This window comes from Achromobacter ruhlandii, from assembly GCF_002082135.1.
In the GTDB taxonomy this organism is placed as follows: domain Bacteria; phylum Pseudomonadota; class Gammaproteobacteria; order Burkholderiales; family Burkholderiaceae_B; genus Achromobacter; species Achromobacter ruhlandii.
The window spans coordinates 1,189,256-1,211,395 of record NZ_CP017433.1 but is presented as its reverse complement, the minus strand read 5'-3'; the positions used below and the strand labels follow the sequence as shown (position 1 = coordinate 1,211,395).

The 22,140-nt window shown below is 67.9% G+C and carries 19 protein-coding genes; 7 read left to right on the top strand and 12 right to left on the bottom strand.

The features are described from left to right. Window positions 1-165: 165 nt before the first annotated feature. From dxs to AruCF_RS05425, 4 genes are all read right to left on the bottom strand, one after another. On the bottom strand, window positions 166-2,028 hold the full coding sequence (dxs, locus tag AruCF_RS05440; protein ID WP_049072441.1) for a 1-deoxy-D-xylulose-5-phosphate synthase: 1,863 nt from the start codon (window positions 2,026-2,028) through the stop codon (window positions 166-168). 52 nt (window positions 2,029-2,080) lie between these two features. Further along, a complete protein-coding gene (locus tag AruCF_RS05435; RefSeq protein ID WP_049072440.1) occupies window positions 2,081-2,992 on the bottom strand; it encodes a polyprenyl synthetase family protein in 912 nt (303 codons plus the stop codon). 7 nt (window positions 2,993-2,999) lie between these two features. Further along, a complete protein-coding gene (locus AruCF_RS05430) occupies window positions 3,000-3,266 on the bottom strand; it encodes an exodeoxyribonuclease VII small subunit (protein ID WP_049072439.1) in 267 nt (88 codons plus the stop codon). A gap of 82 nt (window positions 3,267-3,348) precedes the next feature. After that, the gene (locus AruCF_RS05425) at window positions 3,349-4,203 is read right to left on the bottom strand and encodes an IclR family transcriptional regulator (protein WP_049072438.1); all 855 of its coding nucleotides are present in this window, start codon (window positions 4,201-4,203) and stop codon (window positions 3,349-3,351) included. 175 nt (window positions 4,204-4,378) lie between these two features. Between AruCF_RS05425 and AruCF_RS05420 the strand changes: the two genes are divergently transcribed. The 3 genes from AruCF_RS05420 (at window position 4,379) to AruCF_RS05410 (ending at window position 8,098) form a co-directional block, all read left to right on the top strand. Then, window positions 4,379-5,347 carry a Bug family tripartite tricarboxylate transporter substrate binding protein gene (locus AruCF_RS05420; protein WP_049072437.1) on the top strand — a complete coding sequence of 323 codons (969 nt, stop codon included), beginning with the start codon at window positions 4,379-4,381 and terminating at the stop codon, window positions 5,345-5,347. A 216-nt stretch (window positions 5,348-5,563) separates the two neighbouring features. Beyond that, a complete protein-coding gene (locus tag AruCF_RS05415) occupies window positions 5,564-6,574 on the top strand; it encodes an acyltransferase (RefSeq protein WP_049072436.1) in 1,011 nt (336 codons plus the stop codon). A 375-nt stretch (window positions 6,575-6,949) separates the two neighbouring features. Beyond that, window positions 6,950-8,098: an aromatic ring-hydroxylating oxygenase subunit alpha gene (locus tag AruCF_RS05410; RefSeq protein WP_049072435.1), complete on the top strand. Its 1,149-nt coding sequence runs from the start codon at window positions 6,950-6,952 to the stop codon at window positions 8,096-8,098. A gap of 66 nt (window positions 8,099-8,164) precedes the next feature. Here AruCF_RS05410 and AruCF_RS05405 read toward each other — a convergent pair whose 3' ends face one another. The 5 genes from AruCF_RS05405 to AruCF_RS05385 form a co-directional block, all read right to left on the bottom strand. Then, a complete protein-coding gene (locus AruCF_RS05405) occupies window positions 8,165-9,295 on the bottom strand; it encodes a TIGR03364 family FAD-dependent oxidoreductase (RefSeq protein ID WP_049072434.1) in 1,131 nt (376 codons plus the stop codon). Between the two features lie 87 nt (window positions 9,296-9,382). Then, window positions 9,383-10,405 carry a putative 2-aminoethylphosphonate ABC transporter substrate-binding protein gene (locus AruCF_RS05400; RefSeq protein WP_006388357.1) on the bottom strand — a complete coding sequence of 341 codons (1,023 nt, stop codon included), beginning with the start codon at window positions 10,403-10,405 and terminating at the stop codon, window positions 9,383-9,385. A gap of 114 nt (window positions 10,406-10,519) precedes the next feature. Then, window positions 10,520-11,341, bottom strand: coding sequence for a phosphonoacetaldehyde hydrolase (gene phnX, locus AruCF_RS05395; protein ID WP_049072433.1), 822 nt, complete (start codon window positions 11,339-11,341; stop codon window positions 10,520-10,522). Window positions 11,342-11,368: 27 nt separating this feature from the next. Next, complete coding sequence (locus AruCF_RS05390; protein ID WP_049072432.1) at window positions 11,369-13,111, bottom strand: putative 2-aminoethylphosphonate ABC transporter permease subunit; 1,743 nt, start codon at window positions 13,109-13,111, stop codon at window positions 11,369-11,371. A 28-nt stretch (window positions 13,112-13,139) separates the two neighbouring features. Next, window positions 13,140-14,270: a putative 2-aminoethylphosphonate ABC transporter ATP-binding protein gene (locus AruCF_RS05385; RefSeq protein WP_049072431.1), complete on the bottom strand. Its 1,131-nt coding sequence runs from the start codon at window positions 14,268-14,270 to the stop codon at window positions 13,140-13,142. A gap of 160 nt (window positions 14,271-14,430) precedes the next feature. Between AruCF_RS05385 and AruCF_RS05380 the strand changes: the two genes are divergently transcribed. Together AruCF_RS05380 and AruCF_RS05375 are read left to right on the top strand one after the other, a co-directional pair. Continuing rightward, entirely contained in the window at window positions 14,431-15,294 is an 864-nt protein-coding gene (locus AruCF_RS05380) for a LysR family transcriptional regulator (RefSeq protein WP_083036572.1), read from the top strand. Window positions 15,295-15,346: 52 nt separating this feature from the next. Next, a complete protein-coding gene (locus tag AruCF_RS05375) occupies window positions 15,347-15,916 on the top strand; it encodes a phosphonate degradation HD-domain oxygenase (RefSeq protein WP_049072430.1) in 570 nt (189 codons plus the stop codon). 72 nt (window positions 15,917-15,988) lie between these two features. Here AruCF_RS05375 and AruCF_RS05370 read toward each other — a convergent pair whose 3' ends face one another. Together AruCF_RS05370 and AruCF_RS05365 are read right to left on the bottom strand one after the other, a co-directional pair. Beyond that, on the bottom strand, window positions 15,989-16,840 hold the full coding sequence (locus tag AruCF_RS05370) for a sulfurtransferase (RefSeq protein WP_049072429.1): 852 nt from the start codon (window positions 16,838-16,840) through the stop codon (window positions 15,989-15,991). A 36-nt stretch (window positions 16,841-16,876) separates the two neighbouring features. Continuing rightward, window positions 16,877-17,731, bottom strand: a complete 855-nt coding sequence (locus tag AruCF_RS05365) for a DMT family transporter (protein ID WP_049072427.1) — start codon at window positions 17,729-17,731, stop codon at window positions 16,877-16,879. A gap of 153 nt (window positions 17,732-17,884) precedes the next feature. Between AruCF_RS05365 and htpX the strand changes: the two genes are divergently transcribed. After that, entirely contained in the window at window positions 17,885-18,766 is an 882-nt protein-coding gene (gene htpX / locus AruCF_RS05360; protein ID WP_006388347.1) for a protease HtpX, read from the top strand. Window positions 18,767-18,905: 139 nt separating this feature from the next. Here htpX and AruCF_RS05355 read toward each other — a convergent pair whose 3' ends face one another. Next, the gene (locus tag AruCF_RS05355) at window positions 18,906-20,297 is read right to left on the bottom strand and encodes an L-serine ammonia-lyase (RefSeq protein WP_020924538.1); all 1,392 of its coding nucleotides are present in this window, start codon (window positions 20,295-20,297) and stop codon (window positions 18,906-18,908) included. Between the two features lie 175 nt (window positions 20,298-20,472). Between AruCF_RS05355 and AruCF_RS05350 the strand changes: the two genes are divergently transcribed. Then, window positions 20,473-22,134, top strand: coding sequence for a Na/Pi cotransporter family protein (locus AruCF_RS05350; RefSeq protein WP_049072425.1), 1,662 nt, complete (start codon window positions 20,473-20,475; stop codon window positions 22,132-22,134). The last annotated feature ends 6 nt before the right edge of the window (window positions 22,135-22,140 follow it).

The following is a 22,140-nucleotide window of genomic DNA, read 5'->3' as shown; positions in this document are numbered from 1 at the left end:
GCGTGGCGTAAACACGCAGACCCAGGAATCTTTAGGAGGGGGCCATTATCGCCCAAAGTCCCGCCAGCGCCAGGGAAAACCCTTTCATTCGTAGGCCGGCGGGGCCGGAACACACTGTTTCGCCACACGGACCAAACCGGCGGGCCGGTCCGTGGGTACGCGCAATCAGGCCAGCAGCGTGGCGTAGCGCGTCCGGATCGATTGCTCGATACCGGCGGCGTCCAGGCCGATCCCGGCCAGCAGCGCCAGCTGATCGCCGTGGTCGATGAACTCGTCGGGAAAGCCCAGTTGCAGCACCGGAATCGCGATGCCTTCGGCGGCCAGCACCTCCAGCACCGCGCTGCCAGCGCCGCCCATGATGGCAGCGTCCTCGATCGTCACCAGCGCGTCGTGGCGGCTGGCCAGATCCAGGATCAGCGCGCGGTCGATCGGCTTGACGAAGCGCATGTCGGCCACGGTGGCGTCCAGCTTTTCGGCCGCCGCCAGCGCCGGCTGCAGCAGCGTGCCGAAGCCGAGGATGGCGATCTTGCGGCCTTCGCGCCGCACCACGCCGCGGCCCAGCTCGACCGTATCCAGGCCGGCCGTTTCCGGCGCGCCGCAGCCCGCGCCGCGCGGATAGCGCACCGAGGCCGGGCCGGGATACTGATAACAGGTGGACAGCAGCAGGCGGGTTTCGTTTTCGTCCGAGGGGGTAGCCACCACCATGTTCGGCACGCAGCGCAGGAACGCGGTGTCGTAGTTGCCGGCGTGGGTCGCGCCGTCGGCGCCGACGATGCCGGCGCGGTCGAGCGCGAAGGTGACGTCCAGGTTCTGCAGCGCCACGTCGTGGATCAGCTGGTCGTAGCCGCGCTGCAGGAAGGTCGAGTAGATCGCCAGCACCGGCTTCTGCCCCTCGCAGGCGATGCCGCCGGCGAACGTCACGGCGTGCTGTTCGGCAATGCCGACGTCGAAGTAGCGCTGCGGGAAGCGCTTCTCGAATTCGACCAGGCCGCTACCCTCGCGCATCGCCGGGGTGACGGCAACCAGCCGCGAATCCTGCTCGCCCATCTCGCACAGCCAGTCGCTGAACACCTGGGTGAAGGTGCGCTTGCCCGGCGCCTTCGATTGCTGGATGCCGACGGCGGGGTCGAACTTGCCCGGCCCGTGGTACAGCACCGGATCGGCCTCGGCCAGCTTGTAGCCCTGCCCTTTCTTGGTGACCACGTGCAGGAACTGCAAGCCTTGCAGCGCCTTCAGGTTCTGCAGCGTCGGCACCAGCGCGTCGAGGTCGTGGCCGTCGATCGGGCCGACGTAGTTGAAGCCGAACTCCTCGAACAGCGTGGCCGGCGTGACCATGCCCTTGGCGTGTTCCTCGAAGCGGCGCGCCAGTTCCAGCACCGGCGGCACGTGCTGCAGCACGGCGCGGCCGACGTTCTTGGCGGCGGCGTAGAAGCGGCCCGACATCAGGCGCGCCAGGTAGCGGTTCAGCGCCCCCACCGGCGGCGAGATCGACATGTCGTTGTCGTTCAGGATCACCAGCAGGTTGATGTTGGCGGTGACGCCGGCGTTGTTCATGGCTTCGAAGGCCATGCCGGCGGACATCGCGCCGTCGCCGATCACGGCGATGTGCTGGCGCTGCACGCCGGCGTTGCGCGAAGCCACCGCCATGCCCAGCGCGGCCGAGATCGACGTGGACGAATGCGCGGTGCCGAAGGCGTCGTATTCGGATTCGCTGCGCTTCGGAAAGCCCGAGATGCCGCCCAGCTGGCGCAGCTTGGCCATGCCCGCGCGGCGTCCGGTCAGGATCTTGTGCGGATAGGACTGGTGGCCCACGTCCCAGACGATGCGGTCATGCGGCGTATCGAAGACCTGGTGCAGCGCCAGCGTCAGTTCCACCGTGCCCAGGTTCGACGACAGGTGGCCGCCGGTCTTGGAGACCGACTCCAGGACGAAGCCGCGCAACTCGTCGGCCAGCCGCTTGAGCTCGCGACGATCCAGGCGCTTGAGGTCTGCCGGGGATTGGATGCGGTCCAGTAATTCAGTCGTCATGCTTGTATGGGGTTCGTATGCCCGGCCTGCGGCCAGCCCGGACGGGTCACGGTCAGCGGTCTCGGAGGACGATGAAATCCGCCAGTTCGGCCAGGCGCTTGCCGGCGTCGCCCAGTGGCTCGAGCGCGGCCAGCGCGGCTTCGCGCAGCTCGCCGGCGAACGCGCGCGCTTCGTCCAGGCCCAGCAGCGAAACGTAGGTCGGCTTGTTTTCGGCCGCGTCCTTGCCCGGCGTCTTGCCCAGGCTGGCGGAATCGGCGGTCACGTCGAGGATGTCGTCCACCACCTGGAACGCCAGGCCCATGGCCTGGGCGTAGATGTCCAGGGCCTGGCGCGAGGCCGAGCTGGCGCCGGCGACGATGCCGCCCAGCGCCACGCTGCAGGCCAGCATGGCGCCGGTCTTCATGCTGTGCATCTGCTGCAGTTCGTCGCGCGAGAGCCGGTGGCCGACGCTGAGCAGGTCGATGGCCTGGCCGCCGGCCATGCCCTGGCTGCCCGCCGCGCGCGCCAGCGACTGCGTCGCCTGCACGATCAGCGCCGGAGCAATCGGCATGGAGGCCAGCAGCTCGAAGGCGAGCGGTTGCAGCGCGTCGCCGGCCAGCATGGCGGTGGCTTCGTCGAATTGCACGTGGGTGGTGGGGCGGCCGCGGCGCAGGACGTCGTCGTCCATGCAGGGCAGGTCGTCATGCACCAGCGAGTAGGCGTGGATCAGTTCCACCGCCGCCGCGGCGCGGTCCAGCGAAGCCTCGACAGCCAGCACGCTGCCGCTGACCGGGCAGGCCTGACCGGCGGCGTAGACCAGCGCGGCCCGTACCCGCTTGCCGCCGCCGAGCACGGCGTAGCGCATGGCTTCATGCAGGCGGGCGGGCACGGCGTCGGCGGCCGGCAGGAGGTCGTCGAGCACGTCTTCGACATGTCGCACGCGGCCCTGCAGCCACTCCGGGAAAGCGAGTTGTATTTGCTTCATCCGATTCTTATTCGTCATCCAGCGCCGCCGGGTCCAGCGGGCGCAGCAAGTCGCCTTCGAGGACCTTGACCTGCTGTTCGGCCTGCGCCAAGCGTTCCTGGCAGACGCGCGTCAACGCCACGCCGCGGCGATAGGCGGCCAGCGACTGCTCCAGCGGCAGCGAACCGTCTTCCATGGCCGCGACCAGCGATTCCAGTTCGGCCAGGGCCGTTTCGAAATCCTGGGGCAAGGGACGGTCGTCGGTCTGCGGATCGGCTTGTGAAGGTTTGGCCAAACGGGCCTCCGGGGGCACTAGGGGTGGATCAATCCGTGAATTGTACGAGATACCACGGCCGCGCCCCGATGCGCCGCCACGCTCAGGCAGAGGCGCCCGCCAGTCCCGCAATGGCGGCCCGCAGCGCCGGGGCCACCTGGCCGCGCAGCGCGGATTCCGGCAACAGCGCTTCCGGCCCGCCGCAACTCATGACGAAGACGCCCTCGCCCGTCACGGAGGCGAACGGCACGGCCACCGCGTTGATGCCCGATTGCCATTCGCCGATGGCGAAGCAGCAGCCGGTATCGACCAATTCGGCGCGGGCGCGCTCGATCGCGGCCGCGGCCGGCGCGGCCGGCCCCAACCGTTCCAGCACGTCGGCGCAGGCGGCGGCTGGCAGGCTGGCGAGGTAGGCGCGGCCCATGGCGCTGTCGAGGCTGGCGCGGTAGCCCACCGGCAGGCGCAGGTACAGGGCGGAAGAACCGTGGATGGCCTCGACGTAGGTCATCGCATCGCCATCGAACGCGCCCAGCGCCACCGCGCCCCCGGTTTCGCGCGCCAGATCGGTCATCGAGGCCTTGGCCAGCTCGCGCACCTCCAGCCCGGCCAGCAGGCCGAACCCCAGCGCCAGCACGCCGTAGCCGGGCGAGTACTTGCCGGTGTCCGGGTGATAGCGCAGATAGCCCAGCTCGGTCAGCGTGTACGTGATGCGGCTGATGGTGGGCTTGGGCAGGCCGGTCAGGCGCGCCAGGTCCAAATTGCCCAGCGCCGCCACGCCCGGCCGGAAGCAGCGCAGCACTTCCAGGCCGCGCGCCAGCGCGGTGATGAAGTCCGGCGACACCGGGCCCTCGCCCACGGCACCGGCGCGCTTGCGGCGCGCGGGCGCGCTCAGCGCCAGCTTCTGGTCGGGCTTGGCGGCGGGATGGGGGATGCGCTTGGGGTCAGAAAAAGATTGCATTTCTATTCGCTTCGTTTTTATAGTTTATTCCGAATAACAAAACTAAATTCCAATTAGCGGAATTTAATACATCCATGGAGACCTGGCAAGCCTGCGCCGTCCCGCCCCCAAGCGGACCGGCCGGGCCGAGCCGGGCCCGGCCAACCACTCATGCACGCGATTTCAAGGGGAAAACATGATTCGCAAGCGCTACACATTCCTGGCGGGTTTGCTGCTCAGCGTCGCCGCGCTGGGCGCCCAGGCCGATACTTACCCGTCCCGCCCGATCAAGGTGATCTCGCCGTTCCCGGCGGGCGGCGCCACCGACGTGCTGACCCGCGTCCTGGCCGAGCGCATGGCCAAGACGCTGGGCCAGCCCATGATTGTCGAGAACAAGGCGGGCGCCGGCACCTCGATCGGCGCCGCCTTCGTCTCGCGCGAGGCGCCGGACGGCTACACCATACTCATGGCCACCAACTCCACCCTGGTGACCAACCGCTATCTGTATAAGGAACTGCCCTACGACCCAGACGGCTTCGCGCCGATCGGCATGGTCGGCGTGGGCCCGCTGGTGCTGCTGTCCAGCCCCAAGCGTCCGTTCAACAGCACCGCCGATGTCGTCGCCTTCGCCAAGCAGAATCCGGGCAAGCTGACCTTCGCCACTTTCGGCGCCGGCACGTCGTCGCACCTGGCCGGCGAACTGTTCAAGGAGCGCGCCGGCATCGACATCCTGCACGTGCCGTTCAAGGGCGCGACCCAGGCCCTGCCGGCGTTGATCAGCGGCGACGTGGACCTGTTCTTCGACATGGTCGCCACCGGCATGCCGCAGGCCGAGGCCGGCAAGGTCAAGGTATTCGGCATCACCAGCCCCAACCGCCTGGCCACCGAATCGAAACTGCCGACCCTGGCCGAGCAGGGCTACGCAGGCTTCGACATGACGGCCTGGTTCAGCTTTGTCGCGCCGAAAGGCACGCCGGCCCCGGCGCTGGAAAAGCTGCAGGCGGCCCTGGCCGATACGCTCAAGGACGACGCCGTGAAAAAACGCATGCTGGAGATGGGCATCGACCCGCGTTCCGGCAGCCCGGCGGAACTGGCGCAACAGATCAAGAACGAGCAGCCCATCGTGTCGCAACTGATCAAACAGGCCAATATCGTCCTGCAATGACGGCGGCCGCCGTTTCGTGACAAAAGGTTCACGGACCCGCATCGTCCGCGAGGCGGCGCGCCCGGCGCCCTTGACCGGCAGCGCCCGCCCGGGCCTGTCGGTTTTTCATGCGCCCCCTAACCCCTGGATACAGTACCGGCGCCGCATCGGCTGCTAAGGTGAAAAGCGAGGACGGGCCGTCGCGCCCTCCCCGCTTCACTCGTCTCCGGGAGTCCGATGCCATTGACCGATGACCGCTACGCCCGACTGGATGCCGCCCGTTGGCTCGCCGCCGCGGCGGTGGTGCTGCTGCATAGCGCCGCCCTGATCGTCAGCGAACCAGCGGCGTTCGGCAAGGGCGCCTGGCTGGCCGCCAATATCTACGATTCGGCGGCTCGCTGGTGCGTGCCCGTGTTCGTGATGGTCAGCGGCGCCCTGCTGCTCGACCCCGCCAGACCGCAGGACGCGCGCCGCTTCTACAGCAAGCGGGCCGCGCGGATCCTGACGCCGCTGGTGTTCTGGAGCCTGTTCTACCTGGCCTGGCGCACCGGCCTGGACTGGTGGGACGACGGCCATGTCGATTTTTCCTTCTGGCCGCGCAAGGTCGCCCAGGGCGAGCCCTACTACCATCTCTGGTACCTCTACATGATTGTGGGGCTGTACCTGTTCGCGCCGCTGGTGCGGCTGCTGTATGCGCGCAGCACGCCGCGCTCGCGTTCGCTGTGGGTGGTGGGCATCCTGGGCCTGGCGATCCTCGATGCGCTCTATCGCCGCGCCCTCGGCGCGCAGCCGGGTTTCTTCCTGACCTGGTTCCTGCCCTATCTGGGCTATTTCGTGGCCGGCCGCCAGATCTTCGATGGCGAACTACGTGTGCCGCGTCCGGCCCTGGTGCTGGCCGCGAGCGTGGCAGCCACGGCCCTGGGTGTGTACACCATGTCCAGCAACCGGACGCTGGACACCTATTTCTACGATTACTTCAGCCTGACCGTGCCATTCATGTCGCTGGCGGCGTTCCAGTGCATCGTCTCGTCGCCCCGGCTGCCGCGGCTGGCATCGCTGGCCCCGCTGACCTTCGGGGTCTACCTGATCCATCCGGTGTTCCTGGATGTGGCGCACCGCGCCGGCGCCATCAGCGGCGCGGGTCGCGACGCCTGGGTCGTGCCTTTGCTGACCCTGGCGGTGTTTGCCTTGTCCGCCGCCAGCAGTTGGCTGTTGCGGCGCCATCCCGCCACCCGCAAGCTGGTCTGAAAAACCTACGCCGCGCAAGGTTATTCGGGTTTTGCGCGGGGTCAAATCAACACGGCCGGATCTTCACTAAGCTTCACCGATCTTCACGGGCGTGGGGAAAAGGGTTGGGGTACAATGGACGGCTTACTTGATCGGCCAGACACCGATTTTTCTTCGCGCCAGAACGGATTTGCGGATTTGGCCACCGCCCCTTGCAAACCGTGTTTGCAAAACCGCGAAAGCGGCCGGGGACGTGGCAATGTTCAAGCCGTCCTGGCTTTTTAACGCCGGGCCGCCCCAGAAAGAGGCCCCCATTTGAGGGCAGTCAGCCCACCAGGTACGTAGTACACAGTGGGCGCGGCGTTGGGGGAAATATTCATCCGAGCGGAGGGAATCATGACCGACATCGGTCGGATGGCACATGTTGTGCCAGCTCGCACCCAGCTACCCGTCAGTGCTTACTTTGACGAAGCCCTCTTTGCCCGCGAGCAAGAACTCATTTTCAAGCAATCCTCGCTGTACGTCGGCCACCAGAAGCTGGTGCCCGAAGTCGGGGATTGGCGCACCTTGGCCCAGGAAAATGGAGGGCGCGTGCTGGTTCGCAACCAGCAGGGCGTTGACCTCATCTCAAATGTCTGCCGCCACCGCCAGGCATTGATGCTGGGCGGCCAGGCCGGCGACGTCACCGGCCATTGCAATTCGCACGGCAGCCTCAAGGCCACCGGCGGCAACATCGTCTGCCCGCTGCACCGCTGGACCTACAACAACCAGGGCGAGCTGCTGGGCGCGCCGCAGTTCGACACCACGCCGTGCATGAACCTGCAGAAATTCCGTCTGCGTGATTGCCACGGCCTGCTGTTCGAAGGCCCGCGCGACCCGGCCGCCGACATGGCGCCGCTGTTCGCGCGCCCGGAGTTCGACTTCGGCGACTACGTGCTGGACCACGTCGAAGTGCACCAGTGCAACTACAACTGGAAGACCTTCATCGAGGTGTATCTGGAGGACTACCACGTCGGCCCGTTCCACCCCGGCCTGGGCCGCTTCGTCACCTGCGACGACCTGACCTGGGAGTTCAACGACTGGTACAGCCTGCAGAAGGTCGGCGTGCACAACGCGCTGGCCCAGCCGGGTTCGGACGTGTACAGGCAATGGCATGATCGCCTGCTGTCGTTCCGCGACGGCGATGCGCCGGATTTCGGCGCCGTCTGGGTCACGTATTTTCCGACCCACATGATCGAGCTGTATCCGCACGTGCTGGTGCTGTCGACGTTGTACCCGAAGAGCCCGCAGGAAACGGTCAACGTGGTCGAGTTCTACTACCCCGAGGAAATCGCCGCCTTTGAGCGCGAGTTCGTCGAGGCGCAGCGCGCGGCCTACATGGAAACGGCGATCGAGGACGACGAGATCGCCGAGCGCATGGACGCCGGCCGCAAGGCGCTGATGCTGCGCGGCGTGAACGAGACCGGTCCTTACCAGTCGCCGATGGAAGACGGCATGCAGCACTTCCATGAGTGGTACCGCCGCATCATGCAGGAGCGGCTCTGAGGACACGCTCCGCCAACGCAAAAGGGCTCGCGATCGCGAGCCCTTTCTTTTTGCCGGGGCGGCTGCTCAGCGGCCGAGGGCGGCGGCGACGGTGCGCTCCCCGATCGCCAGTCCGACCGTCATGCCCACGCCCGAATGCATCACCGCCACCGTGGTGGCGGCATCCACCGGCATCACGGAGAACGGCGCGGGGCCGTGCGTGCCATAGACGCCCTGCCAGCGCTCCAGCACCCGCAGCCGCGCGCCCAGCGCCTGCGACGCCAGGTCCAGCATGGCATTGTCGACCGCCTCGTCGTTGAACGGGAAGGCATCCTGGCCGTAGCGGTGCGAGTCGCCGATGATCAACTCGCCATAGGGCGTGGGGCTGATCAGCAGATGGATGCCGTTTTCCAGCAGCATCGGCGTGCGCGCCTGGATCTGCTCGCGCAGCGCCAGCGCCGATGGCAGGTCGGAGAAGGCGCCGTAGTGCACGCAGGACAGGCCGGTCAAGAGCGGGCGGTCCAGCGCCATCGGACGCGTCTCGAAGGCCGCGCGCAGCATCTGCAGGCGCGTCACCTCCAGGTTCAGCGGCGCGAACTGTTCGGGCAGCAGCGTCAGGTAGTCGTGGCCGGGGCAGACGAAGACGTGCGCACCGGCGAAGTCGCCCGCGGTGGTCGCGACCTGCCCCTGCTCGACGGCGCGCGCCAGGGTGCCGGTGACGAACTCGACGCCCAGCGATTCGGCCAGGTAGCGCGTGATGGCCGGCAAGGCCTCGCGCGAATAGATCTGCAGGTCGTCCAGCCCGCGCAGCGCGGCGCAGTGGTGCGCCAGCTGGCCGTCATACAGCTTCGCCACCTCACGGCCCGACAGCAGCTCGGCGCGATAGCCTTCCTGTTGCAGGCGGGTCCGGGCGAACTCGTCCAGCACGTCGGCCTCGCCGGCGTCGCGCGCCAGCACCAGCGCGCCGTTGGCGCGCACATGGAAGCCGGCCTGGGATGCCAGGTCCAGCCACAGCTCGCGCGCCTGCTGGGCGTGCGACAGCATCATGCCGGGAGCCTGGCCGGTGACGATCACCTGCCCGAAATTGCGGATGGTCGCGCCATGCGCCTGGCGGCTGCGTTCGATCACGGCCACCGACAGGCCGCGCTTGGCGGCGGCCCAGGCGTGGGCGATGCCCAGCATGCCGGCGCCGACCACGACTACGTCGAATTTTTTCATTTGGAAAACGAGGCAAAGAGGTTGCGCGGGAAGCGCCCGCCCGGGCGCTTCCCCTGCCGCGGCGGCGTGGCCGCCGCGGTGGCCCGATTACTTCTTCTTGGGCTCGGACTTGCCGTCGTAGCGGCGGGTCCACTCGGCGATGATGCGATCGCGGTTGGTGGCGGCCCAGACGAAGTCGTTCTTGATCATGCGCTTGGTCAGGTCGGCCGGCAGGTTGGGGTTGGACGTGGCGATCGAGGGAATCGCCAGCACCGCGAAGTTGGCCTTGTACAGCTCGTTGGCCTCGCGGCTGGCCGAGAAGTCGGCCAGCTTGCGCGCGGCTTCCAGGTTCTTGGTGCCCTTGACGATGGCGGTGGCTTCGACTTCCCAGCCCAACCCTTCCGACGGGAACACGGCTTCGACCGGCGCGCCGTCGGCCTTGAGCTTGGCGGCGCGGTAGTCGAACGACACGCCGATCGGGAATTCGCCGGCGGCGGCCATGTTGCACGGCTTGGAGCCCGAGTGCGTGTACGAACCGATGTTCTTGTGCAGGGCGTCCATGTAGGCCCAGCCCTTTTCTTCGCCGAAGATCTGCAGCCAGGCGCTGACGTCCAGGAAGCCCGTGCCCGACGAGGCCGGGTTCGGCATGACGATCTTGCCGGCGTAGACCGGCTTGGTCAGGTCTTGCCACGATTCGGGCTTGGGCAGCTTCTGCTTTTCGGCTTCGACGGTGTTAAAGCAGATGGCGGCGGCAAAGCCGTCCATGCCGACCCAGGTGGGCTCGGCCTTGGCATCGCGCATGTTGGCGGCGATCTGGTCCAGGCCCTTGGGGGCGTAGGGCTGCAGCATGCCTTCCTTGTCCATCAGGCCCAGCGAGGTGCCGGCCAAGCCCCAGATCACGTCGGCCTTGGGGTTGCCCTTTTCGGCCAGCAGCTTGGCGGTGATGATGCCGGTGGAATCGCGCACCCACTGGATCTTGATGTCGGGGTTGGCCTTCTCGAAGGCGGCCTGGTAGGCCTTGATCTGGTCGGCTTCCAGCGCCGTGTAGACGGTCAACGTGGTCTCGGCGGAAGCGGCGCCGGTGATGCCGGCGAAGGCGGCGGCCAGGGCAAGCAGCGTGAAGCGTTTCATGAGGGTACTCCGTGGGTGAGCGGAAAAAGGGTGAGTCGGGTCGCCGCGGCCGGCCCGTGCCCGCCGCGGTGCGTTGCGAAAAAAAGTTGGGTCAGGATCCCGGCGTGGGCGGCCTCAGGGTCGCTGCCCCGCCGCCAGGCGGGATTCGATATCGGCAATCACGCCGGGCAGGTCGGCCACGGTGTCGATCAGGTAGTGCGGCGCGGCGCCCGACAATTCACGGCCGGCGCGTTCGCGGGCCGCCTGGCGGCCGTTGTCGTCCAGGCTCAGGTATTCGTCCAGCGTCAGGCCGGCGGCGTTGCCCGACAGCAGCAGGCCGACGGTCCACATGCCGGCGCGGCGGCCTTCCTCGATGCCGGGAGCGGTGTCGTCGACCTTGACGCAGCCGGCCACATCCGTCAGGCCCAGCTCCACCACGTTCTTGAGCGCCATGGCCGGCGCCGGGCGCGCGCGTGGCACGTCGTCGCTGGCGACGATGCAATCGGGTTCGAGGCCTTCGCCGGCGGCGCGCTCGACCACGCGGCGCATCACGCTGCCGGGGTAGCCTGAACACGAGCCGATCTTCAGGCCGCGCTGGCGCAGCGCGCGCAGCAGCTCGGCCGCGCCGGGAATGGCCGCCGAGTACTGCGCCACCTTGTTCAGCTGCATCGGCAGGAAACGCTCATAGATGGCGGTGACGTCGTCGTCGGTCGGCAGGCGGCCGAACCGGGCCTGGTATTGATTGGCGATGGCGGGTTCGTCGCACAGCGCGCGGATGTGGTCCCACTTGCCCACGCCCATCGGGCCGCGGGCCTGCTCCAGCGTGACTTCCATGCCGAACTCGGCAAAGGCGTCGACGAACACCTTGGTCGGGGCAAACGAACCGAAGTCGACCAGCGTGCCGGCCCAATCGAAAATCACCGCTTCCAGGCGGACGGGCAGAGGCGAAACAGTCATGAGGGTCTTCCTTGCAGAATATTTAAATCAAAGAGTCGCGGGCCGGCGCCAGGCCTGGCTGCGCGCCACCAGGGCGCGGCTGGCCAGGTGCAGCAGCAGCGCCGCCACCGCCGAGCTGGCCATGATCACGGTGCACATGGCGGCGGCCGGGCCGATAAAGCCGGCGTCATCCATGTTCAGCACCGCGACGGCGGCCAGCACCGTGGACGGGCTGTACAGGAACACCACGGCGGACACGGTGGTCATGGCGGAAACGAACAGGTAGCGGGCGACGTCCAGCGCGGCCGGCAGGCACATCGGCAGCGTCACGCGCAGGAAGGTGGTCAGGCGCGGCACCTTGAGCGAGGCCGAGGCAGCCTCGAATTCCGGGTCCAGTGCGTTCAGCGCGGTGGCCGCCGTCAGGTGCGCGCTGGTGTAGAAGTGCACCACCGTGCACAGCACCAGCAGCGGCATGGTGCCGTACAGCACATTCAGCGGATTGGCGGCGCCGTTGAAGAAGAAGATGTAGCCCAGGCCCAGCACTAGGCCGGGCACGGCCATCGGCATCAGCGCCAGCATCCCCAGCACGCCGCGCAGGCCGCGCGACGACGCGCTGCGGGCCGGCACCTTTTCCATCATCCAGGCGCCCAGGAACACCACCACCGTGCCGATCAGCGCGGTGCAGAAGGCCAGTTCCAGGCTGTTGCGCCAGGCCAGCCAGCCGCCGCCATCCATATTGTCGAAGTCGTAAGAACGCAGCGACAGCGACAGGTTGTAGGGCCACATCTTCACGAACGAGGCCCACACCGCCACGCCGATGATGAGCAGCAGGAACCCGGCCATGGCGCCCGCCAGCAGCAGGAAGGCCGTGTCGCGCCGGCGGTTGGCGCCGGCCGCGTAGGGCTGGGCGCGGCCGCTCAGCTGGGCGCCCTGGCGGGCCCGCAGGCGGCGGTCCAGCACGAAGGTCAGCAGCGCCGGCAGCAACAGCAGGATGCCGATGGCGGCGCCCTTGGGGAAGTTCTGCTGGCCGACCACGGCCTTGTAGGCTTCCATCGCCAACACGTTGTAGTCGCCGCCCACCACCTTGGGCACGCCGAAGTCGGTCACCGTCAGCGTGAACACCACGCAGCAGGCCGAGAACACCGCATAGCGCGTGCCGGGCAGGGTCACCGTCATGAAGGTGCGCAACGGCCCGGCGCCCATGGCGCGCGCCGCGTCATAGAGGCGGCCGTCGGCCAGCGTCAGGCCGGTCAGCAGGATCATCAGCGCGTGCGGGAAGGTATAGAACGCCTCGCCCACCACGATGCCCCAGAAGCCATAGATGGTCGCGCCGCCGAACAGGCCTTTCAGCAGGCCCTGGTTGCCCAACAGGTAGACCAGCGCGATGCCCGGCAGCAGCGACGGCGCCAGCAGCGGCAGCAGCGCGATGGTGCGCAGCAGGCCCTTGCCCGGAATGCGGCTGCGCGTCAGGGCGTAGGCGAAGGCATAGGCGCATGGCACCACCAGCATCATGGTGACCACGCCCACCGTCAGGCTGCGCCCGACCATGCCGAGGAAACCGTCGGCGCCGATGATGCCCAGCACCACCGACAGACCGGCCCAGTCGCCATTGGCGTCGGTGACCGACTTGGCCAGGATCGCCACCAGCGGCAGGGCCAGGAACAGCGCCAGTCCCAGCGCCAGGGCGCCCTGCCCGAGCGTCAGCCCGAGGGCGCCGATCCAGGCGGGCAGCGGCCGGCGGCCCAATGACGCAGCAACGGGGGCGACGGACGTGTCAGCGGGCACGGACATGGCGGCGGGGACGGGGCTCGCAGCCGGATCAAGCGTAGGCGCGAATCGCATGGCGCGGCAGCTCCACCCAGCAACGGCTGGCAGCGTGAGGCCCCAGCAGGGCATCTCCGGTTTCAGGGGACACGATCGAGTGCACGGTGGCGCCGGGCACGCCTTCCAGGCGCAGCGCCAGGCGGTAGCCGCGGCCCAGGAACACACCGTCCAGCACGTCGGCCAGCATGGTGTTGGGCTGCTCCGGACGCGCCACGCTCACGCGCACCGCCTCGGGCCGCACGAACAGCTTGCCGACGTTGCGCTCCAGCGCCTCGTCCACCGCCAGTTCCTGGCGGCCGACGCGAGCGTGGTGCGCATCGATGCGCTCGAACGGCAGCCAGTTGGCCTCGCCGACAAAATCGGCGATGAAGGCAGAACCCGGCTGGCGATACAGCTCGCGCGGGGTGCCGAATTGTTCAATGACGCCGCCGTTCATGACGGCGATGCGGTCGGCCATGACCATGGCCTCTTCCTGGTCGTGCGTCACCATCAGCGTGGTGATTGACAGGCGTTTCTGCAGCGCGCGCAATTCGATGCGCAGATGTTCGCGCACCCGCGCATCCAGTGCCGACATCGGCTCGTCCAGCAGCAACAGGGACGGCGACGGCGCCAGGGCGCGGGCCAGCGCCACGCGCTGCTGCTGGCCGCCGGAGATCTGGCCCGGATATTTATGGGAAGCGCCGGCCAGGCCCACCAGCGTCAGCATTTCCTCGACCCGGTCGGCCACATGCTTGCGATGGGCGCGCTTGCCGCTCAGGCCATACGCCACGTTCTGGGCCACGGTCAGGTTGGGAAACAGCGCATAGGACTGGAACAGGATGCCGTAGTCGCGCTCTTGGGGCTCGGCGTGGGAGATGTCACGGCCCGACAGGAGGATGGTGCCGCTGTCCTGGCGCTCCAGGCCGGCGATGGCGCGCAGCAGCGTGGTCTTGCCGCAGCCCGAGGGGCCCAGCAGGCACACCAGTTCACCGGCGCGGATATCCAGCGACACATCCGACAGCGCCGTATGGCTGCCGAAGCGCTTGACGAGATTGCTGACCGAAAGAAAGCCCCCGCGCTGCGCTCCGGGCTGGGGCGTAGCGCCCGTCGGAACAGTGTTGGTATCGCGTTGGAGCTGTTGGGCCATGGGGCCTCCGGTCTGGGAACGAAGGCAGTATGGAAGGCGCGTATTGAGTGTTTATGACACTTCGCGCAAATGCAGTAATAAAAACATCAAATTATTTTGGTGTACTGGCGGTCTTGCGCAATCCGTCCACCGATTCATCCGTTTACAGGCCCTGCCCAACGTGCTCGTCGCCGAACTGAAATCCTTCTATGCCGTGGCTCGCTGCGGCACCGTCACCAAGGCCGCGGCCCAGTTGGGCGTCAGCCAACCCACGGTGACGGGGCAACTGCGCCAGTTGGAATCGCGCTATGGCGTCGAGCTGTTCCATCGCCAGGGGCGCGGCATGCGACTGTCGGATGCCGGGCACAGCCTGATGCCGATGGTCGAAAAGCTGGTGCAGCAGGAAACCGAGATCGATTTCCGGCTGCGCGACGCCAGCGACCTGCGCGAGGGCAACCTGCGCATCGGCGCCACCGGGCCGTACTACATCATGGACACGGTGCGCCGCTACAACCAGCTCTACCCCGGCATCGACCTGACCGTGGCCATCGGCAACTCGCAGAGCATGCTGCAGGCGCTGCATGATTATCGTATCGAGATTGCCACGTCCTCGTTTCTGATGGATGACAAGCATTTGTACCGCCGCATGATCGCGGCGGATCCGATCCGCGTGGTGACGCATCGCGGCCACCCGCTGGCGCGGCGCGGCAAGGTGGCGCTGGCCGACCTGGCCGACCACGCGCTGCTGCTGCGCGAACCCGGATCGATGACGCGCCAGCTGACCGAAGAAGCCCTGCAGGCGGCCGGCGTGACGGTCAAGCGCACGCTGGAAATCGGCAGCCGCGAATCGATCCACCAGGCGATCCTGTGCGAACTGGGCATCAGCCTGATCCCGTCACGCGAAATCCCGTCCCATCCCGAACTGGCGGCCCTGGACATCGAGGGCGCCGATGTCGTGATGCATGAATACCTGTACTGCCTGCGCGAGCGCCAACCGGTGCAGCTCATCGCGCGCTTTCTGGAGATGGCGCCGGCAGCCGGCTGATCCGTGGGATCACTGCCCGCCTCTTCCCCTTGCGGCCACTCAGGAGACAACCATGGCCTTGACCCTGCAGGACATCGAACAGCTTTTCCTGGAACGCGGGCACCGTTCCTATCATGGCGAATCCGTCAGCCACCTGCGCCACGCGCTGCAGACCGCGACGCTGGCCGAACGCCATGGCGCCAATGCCCAGTTGATCACTGCCTGCCTGCTGCACGACCTCGGCCACCTGATCGCGGACCATCCGGACACGCCCACCCTGCGCGGCATCGACGACAAGCATCAATATTTCGTGCTGCCGTTCCTGCGCGGGCTGTTCAGTTCGGCGGTGCTGGATCCGATCCGGCTGCACGTGGAGGCCAAGCGCTACCTCTGCTATGTGGAGCCGCAGTATGAAGCGTCGCTTTCGGAGGATTCGAAACGCAGCCTGGCGCTTCAGGGGGGCAGCTTCGATGCGGGCCAGGCGGTGGATTTCGCCAGCATGCCGGGCGCGCCGGATGCGATCCGCCTGAGGCGCTGGGACGACATGGCCAAGGTGCCGGGGCTGGCCACGCCACCGCTGGACCACTTCCTGGAGATCGCCGAAAGCGTCTCTGGACGGGTCAAGCTGGCGGCGGTCTGGTAAGGCCGCCCCCGCGCCGTCGGGATACCACGGCGCGGTTTCAGGCCCGGCTTGCGGCCGGGCCGGCCGGCGCGCTCACTCGCCCTTGGCCACCGGCCGGGAGGGATCGCTGCACCACTCGCTCCACGAGCCCGGATAGAGGCGCGAGCCGGCCAGGCCGGCGATTTCCATCGACAGCAGGTTGTGGCACGCGGTGATGCCCGAGCCGCACTGGTGCACGATGGCCGCGGGGTCGCGGCCGTCCAGCAAGGCGGTGAATTCCTCGCGCAATTGCGCCGCGTCCTTGAAACGGCCGTCGGCCTGCAGGTTCTGGCCGTTCGGACGATTCAGCGCGCCGGGAATGTGGCCGGCCACCGGATCCATCGGCTCGACCTCGCCGCGATAGCGGTTGGCGGCGCGCGCGTCGATCACGGTGAACGCGGGCCGGGCGATGTTGTCCAGCACCGCCTGCGCATCCACGCTGCCCGCGAGCGGCGCCGCTGGCGTCACCGGCGCGCCCGCCTGCACCGGCGCGGCCGCCTCGGTGGAGGTGGGCAGCCCGGCCGCCTGCCAGGCCTGCCAGCCGCCGTCGAGCACGGCGACCCGGTCGTGACCCAGCCAGCGCAGCATCCACCACAGGTGCGCGGCGTACATGCCGCCGCTGGCGTCATACGCCACCACCAGGGTCTCGGGCGTGACGCCGTGCGCCGCCATCAGCGCGCCGAACTGCCCGCGCTCGGGCAGCGGATGGCGGCCATTGCGGCCGGTGCGGGCGGCGGCCAGTTCGGTTTCATGGTCGAGGTAGCGGGCGCCAGGAATGTGGCCCGCCGCATAGGCTTCGCGGCCGGCGGAGTGATTGATCAGGTCGTGGCGCACGTCGAACACGCGCACGTCCGCCGCGCCCAGGTGCGTGGCGAGGTCGGCCGCGGAAATCAGGGTCATGGTCATCGGAAATCCTCCTCTGATGGGGTCGGGTTCGCGGAATCAGGCTGGCTTGGGATCGCGCATGGTGCGCCAGACCGACAGCAGACCCGCCGAAATGATCAGGCCCATGCCGGCCCAGGCAAGGCCATCCAGGGTATCGCCCCAGAAGCCCATGCCGAGCAGGGCCGCGAAGATAATGGTGCTGTACTGCAGCGCGGCGGTCAGCAGCGCCGAGCCCAGGCCGAACGCCCGCGTCATGGCCAACTGGCCGAACAGGCCGGTCACGCCCACGCCCAGCAGCGAGCTGTAGCCGGTCCAGTCGGCCTGGCCCCAGCCCTCGAAACCCAGGCCGGCGAAACTGGAGGCGCACACCGCCACCGAAAAGAACAGCACTGTGCGCCATTCGGGTTCGCCGATGCGGCCAAGCTGGCGGATCTGCATCATGGCGATCGCCGACATGGCGCCGGCGCCCAGGCCGAGCAAGGCCGCCAGCCACTGGTCTTCGTTGATGCTGGGGCGCAGCACCGCGATCACGCCCAGGAACCCCAGGGCCACGGCGGCGATCCGCACCGGATCGCGCTGCGCCCCGCCCCACCCCAGCATCCAGCAGGCGATGAACAGCGGCGCGGTGTAGTTCAGGCTGGTGGCGGTGGCCAGGGGAAGGTGGGCGATGGCGAAGAAACCGAGCCACATCGAGGTGACGCCGGACAGATTGCGCCACAGGTGCAGCTTCCAGCTGGTGGGCACGATCGACTGGCGCCCGGCGCGCGCCCAGATCAGCAGCAGCACCACCGACGGCAGGCCGCGGAACAGCACCACTTGCGGCAGCGTCGCGCCGTGCTCGGTGCCCAGCTTCACGAACGACCCCATGATGGCGAACATGGCGGACGCCAGCAACATCCAAAGTGCCTGCATTGGGGGTTAGCGCTCAGGTGAAAGTGAGGGGGAAATAGGGGAAAGCGATACTATACTCTCCGTCACCGGGAGCAGCGCGGCAGTCGGGGAACTGCTGCGCCGCGGCACAGTCCAATCCCGCACAAGTCCCGCTCGCTGAGGAACAAAAAAAGCATGAAACGCATCATCCTTTTCGTCATTACCAACCTGGCCGTCATGCTCGTGCTGTCGGCCACGCTACGCATCCTGGGCGTAGACCGCTACCTGACCGCCAACGGCCTGAACTTGCAGGCGCTGCTGATCTTCTCGGTCGTGGTCGGCTTCACCGGCGCCATCATCTCGCTGCTGATCAGCAAGCCCATGGCCAAATGGAGCACCGGCGCCCAGGTGCTGGACCCGAACGCGCCGCGCAACCAGCGCGAGGCCTGGCTGCTGGACACCGTCCACCAGCTCGCCGACCGCGCCGGCATCGGTCGCCCGGAAGTCGCCATCTACGACGGCGCGCCCAACGCATTCGCCACCGGCGCCTTCAAGAACGACTCGCTGGTGGCGGTGTCGACCGGCCTGCTCGAAAGCATGAGCGAAGAGGAAGTGGCCGCGGTGCTGGCCCACGAAGTGGCGCACATCGCCAACGGCGACATGGTCACGCTGACCCTGATCCAGGGCGTGGTCAACACTTTCGTGGTGTTCCTGGCGCGCGTGGTCGGCTACTTCATCGACCGCGTGGTGTTCAAGAACGAACGCGGCCTCGGCCCGGGCTACATGGTCACCGTGATCGTCTGTGAGATCATTTTCGGCATCCTGGCTTCGATCATCGTGGCCTGGTTCTCGCGCCAGCGCGAATACCGCGCCGATGCCGGCTCGGCCCACCTGATGGGCGCCCGCGAACCCATGATCCGCGCCCTGGCCCGCCTGGGCGGCCTGGAGCCGGGCGAGTTGCCCAAGTCGTTCGAAGCCTCCGGCATCACCGGCAAGGGCGGCCTGGCGGCCATGTTCGCCTCGCACCCGCCGATCCCGGCCCGCATCGCCGCGCTGCAGAATGCCCGCGTGATCTGATCCCGGCACAGGCCTGGGAAAAGCCCCCACGCCGCGCCTTCGGCTTGCGTCCCCCCGGGGCGCTTTCATCGTGAGGCGGCTCGGCAATGAAAAAGCCCCTTGAGCGATCAAGGGGCTTTTTGTTGGGGGCGGACCCGCCTCAGCACTCGACGATGTTCACCGCCAGGCCGCCGCGCGCCGTTTCCTTGTACTTGGTCTTCATGTCGGCGCCGGTCTCGCGCATGGTCTTGATGACCGAATCCAGCGACACGTAGTGCTGGCCGTCGCCGCGCAATGCCATGCGGGCGGCGTTGACGGCCTTGATCGAGGCCATCGCGTTGCGTTCGATACAGGGAATCTGCACCAGCCCGCCGACCGGATCGCAGGTCAGGCCCAGGTTGTGCTCCATGCCGATCTCGGCCGCGTTCTCGACCTGCTCGACCGAACCGCCCAGCGCCGCGGCCAGACCGCCCGCCGCCATCGAACAGGCCACCCCGACCTCGCCCTGGCAGCCGACCTCGGCGCCCGACAGCGAGGCGTTGTACTTGTACAGCAGCCCCACGGCCGCCGCGGTCAGCAGGAAGTCGCGTACGCCCTCGCGGTTGGAACCGGGGACAAAGCGGTCGTAATAATGCAGCACCGCGGGGATGATGCCCGCCGCGCCGTTGGTGGGCGCGGTCACCACGCGCCCGCCGGCGGCGTTTTCCTCGTTCACCGCCATGGCGTACAGGTTGACCCAGTCCATCACCGACAGCGGATCGGACAGCGTGCGCTCGGCGCGCTGGGTCAGGTTGCGGTACAGCTCCGGGGCGCGGCGGCGCACCCGCAGCGGACCCGGCAGTTCGCCATCGGCTTCGGGGTAATTGATGCCACAGCCGCGCGACACGCAGTCCTGCATCACTTGCCAGATGCGGTCCAGCCCGCCCGCGACCTCGCCCGCCTCGCGCCAGGTCAGCTCGTTCTTCATCATGAGCTGCGCCACGCTCAGGCCGCTTTCGCGGCACATGGTCAGCAGCTCACGGCCGGTGCGGAACGGGTACGGCAACTGGTCGTGCGCGGCGATGACCTGGCTGTTGGAGGCACCCGCCGTCACCACGAAGCCGCCCCCCACCGACAGGTAGCGGGCCTCGCGCAGCGACTGCCCTTCAGCGTCGAAGGCGTGGAATTTCATGCCGTTGGGGTGCTCGGCCATGGCCTCGCGGCGGTAGAACATCATGTGTTCCTTTTCCACGAACGGCACCGGATAGTGGCCCAGCAGCGGCAGCTGGCGGCTGGCCCGCACCGACGCGATCATGCCGGCGATGGCGGCCGGGTCGACCGTGTCGGGCGCCTCGCCCATCAGGCCCAGCAGCACGCCCTTGTCGGTGCCGTGCCCCTTGCCGGTGGCGCCCAGCGAGCCATAGAGCTCGGCGCGCACGCTGGCCACCTTGGGCAACAGGCCGTCTCGCTCCAGCCCCTGGGCAAACAGCAAGGCGGCCCGCATGGGGCCGACCGTATGGGAGCTCGACGGGCCTATGCCTATTTTGAACAGATCGAAAACGGAAACGGCCACCGCAAAACCCCTGCATCCAAGAATGATCCGGCAATGATACGCGGAAGGTCCGGCGCTGCGCAGCAAAGCCCTGCGAGGCGTATGCTGTATTCCGGATACGGGTTTCCCCGCCCGTCCCGGCATGCGATCATTACAGAATTATTTCTTGTCATAAAAAGAAGGGAACTGCCCCAGGATGTCCGGACTCATTACCCTGCTTGACTTCGCCGGCTACGTCGCCCTGCTGCTATGGGGCGTGCACATGGTCCAGACGGGCGTGCAGCGCGCCTTCGGCGCCGCCCTGGGCGCCGCGCTGGGCCGCGCCCTCGGCACCCGCCTGCGGGCCTTCGCCGCCGGTCTCGGCATCACCGCCGCGCTGCAAAGCAGCACCGCCACCGGCCTCATGATCACCGGCTTCGCCGCCGGCGGCGTGGTCGGCCTGGTGCCGGCGCTGGCCGCCATGCTGGGGGCCAACGTCGGCACCACGCTGATCGTGCAACTGCTGTCGTTCGACCTGACCTCGCTGGCGCCCATCCTGATCCTGGCGGGCGTCTGGATGTTCCGCCGCTATCCGCCGGGGCGCACCCGCGACCTGGGCCGGGTCTTCATCGGCCTGGGCCTGCTGCTGCTGTCGCTGCACCAACTGGTGGAACTGTTCGAGCCGTTCCAAACCGCTCCAATGCTGGGCATGATCCTGGACGCCCTGGCCACCCAGCCGGTGGCGGCCGTGCTGCTGTCGGCCGCCTTCACCTGGGCCGCCCATTCCAGCGTCGCCGTGGTGGTGCTGGTCATGTCGCTGGCCAGCCACCACATGGTGGCGCCGCACGTGGCTTTCGCGCTGGTGCTGGGCGCCAACCTCGGCACCGCCATCAACCCCATGATCGAAGGCGTCACCGGCGACGATCCCGCCGCCCGCCGCCTGCCCCTGGGCAACCTGCTGACCCGCGTCCTGGGCGTGCTGGCCGGCCTGGTGCTGCTGCCTTGGCTGCAACCGCTGATGAGCGAGATGTCCAGCGACCCGGCCCGCGCCGTCGCCAACTTCCACACTCTGTTCAACGCCGTCATCGCGCTGGTGTTCCTGCCGCTGCTGGCGCCCTACGCCGCGTTACTGACCCGCTGGCTGCCCAAGCGCGCCGACCCTAACGACCCGTCCCGCCCCCAATACCTGGATGAATGGGCCCATGACGTGCCCGCCGTCGCCCTGGGCAACGCCGCGCGCGAGGCGCTGCGCATGGCCGACATGCTGCAAACCCTGTTGCTGTACGCCCGCGCCGGCTTCAAGCGCGACAACCGGCACCGCATGGTGCAGGCCCGCCAGCTGGACGCCGCCCTGGACAAGCTCGAAAGCGCCATCACCACTTACCTGGCCACGCTGGACCAGGAAAACATGACGCGCGACGACGTGCAGCGCATGGATGACATCCTGGCCTTCATCAGCAACATCGGCCACGCCGGCGACATCGCCCACCATGGCCTGCTCAGCCACATCGCCAAGCTGCGCAAGCAGGGTTGGACCTTCTCTCCCGAACAACGCGCCAGCCTCGACGACACGCTGGGCGAACTGATCGCCAACCAACGCCAGGCCGCCGCCCTCTTCGTCAACGACGACCTGCGCCAGGCCCGCGCCCTGGCCGGTGAAAAGTCGCGTTTCCGCACCATCGAAACGCAGGCAGCCGACGCCCACCTGCAGAAAATCAAGGGCGGCCAGGTCGACGCCGCCGAAGTCGGCGCCCTCTACCTCGACATCCTGCGCGACATGAAGGGCATCAACTCCCACCTGGTCGGCGCCGCCGCCTACCCCCTCCTGGCCCGCCACGGCGAACTCCTCCCCAGCAGGCTGCGCGAAGCGGGGAATTAGGGCCCC

Bases quoted from the DNA above. Each gene is read 5' to 3' on its own strand.
- dxs (WP_049072441.1), bottom strand. From the start codon at position 2,028: ATGACGACTGAATTACTGGACCGCATCCAATCCCCGGCAGACCTCAAG.
- AruCF_RS05435 (WP_049072440.1), bottom strand. From the start codon at position 2,992: ATGAAGCAAATACAACTCGCTTTCCCGGAGTGGCTGCAGGGCCGCGTG.
- AruCF_RS05425 (WP_049072438.1), bottom strand. From the start codon at position 4,203: ATGCAATCTTTTTCTGACCCCAAGCGCATCCCCCATCCCGCCGCCAAG.
- AruCF_RS05420 (WP_049072437.1), top strand. From the start codon at position 4,379: ATGATTCGCAAGCGCTACACATTCCTGGCGGGTTTGCTGCTCAGCGTC.
- AruCF_RS05415 (WP_049072436.1), top strand. From the start codon at position 5,564: ATGCCATTGACCGATGACCGCTACGCCCGACTGGATGCCGCCCGTTGG.
- AruCF_RS05410 (WP_049072435.1), top strand. From the start codon at position 6,950: ATGACCGACATCGGTCGGATGGCACATGTTGTGCCAGCTCGCACCCAG.
- AruCF_RS05405 (WP_049072434.1), bottom strand. From the start codon at position 9,295: ATGAAAAAATTCGACGTAGTCGTGGTCGGCGCCGGCATGCTGGGCATC.
- AruCF_RS05400 (WP_006388357.1), bottom strand. From the start codon at position 10,405: ATGAAACGCTTCACGCTGCTTGCCCTGGCCGCCGCCTTCGCCGGCATC.
- phnX (WP_049072433.1), bottom strand. From the start codon at position 11,341: ATGACTGTTTCGCCTCTGCCCGTCCGCCTGGAAGCGGTGATTTTCGAT.
- AruCF_RS05390 (WP_049072432.1), bottom strand. From the start codon at position 13,111: ATGTCCGTGCCCGCTGACACGTCCGTCGCCCCCGTTGCTGCGTCATTG.
- AruCF_RS05385 (WP_049072431.1), bottom strand. From the start codon at position 14,270: ATGGCCCAACAGCTCCAACGCGATACCAACACTGTTCCGACGGGCGCT.
- AruCF_RS05375 (WP_049072430.1), top strand. From the start codon at position 15,347: ATGGCCTTGACCCTGCAGGACATCGAACAGCTTTTCCTGGAACGCGGG.
- AruCF_RS05370 (WP_049072429.1), bottom strand. From the start codon at position 16,840: ATGACCATGACCCTGATTTCCGCGGCCGACCTCGCCACGCACCTGGGC.
- AruCF_RS05365 (WP_049072427.1), bottom strand. From the start codon at position 17,731: ATGCAGGCACTTTGGATGTTGCTGGCGTCCGCCATGTTCGCCATCATG.
- htpX (WP_006388347.1), top strand. From the start codon at position 17,885: ATGAAACGCATCATCCTTTTCGTCATTACCAACCTGGCCGTCATGCTC.
- AruCF_RS05350 (WP_049072425.1), top strand. From the start codon at position 20,473: ATGTCCGGACTCATTACCCTGCTTGACTTCGCCGGCTACGTCGCCCTG.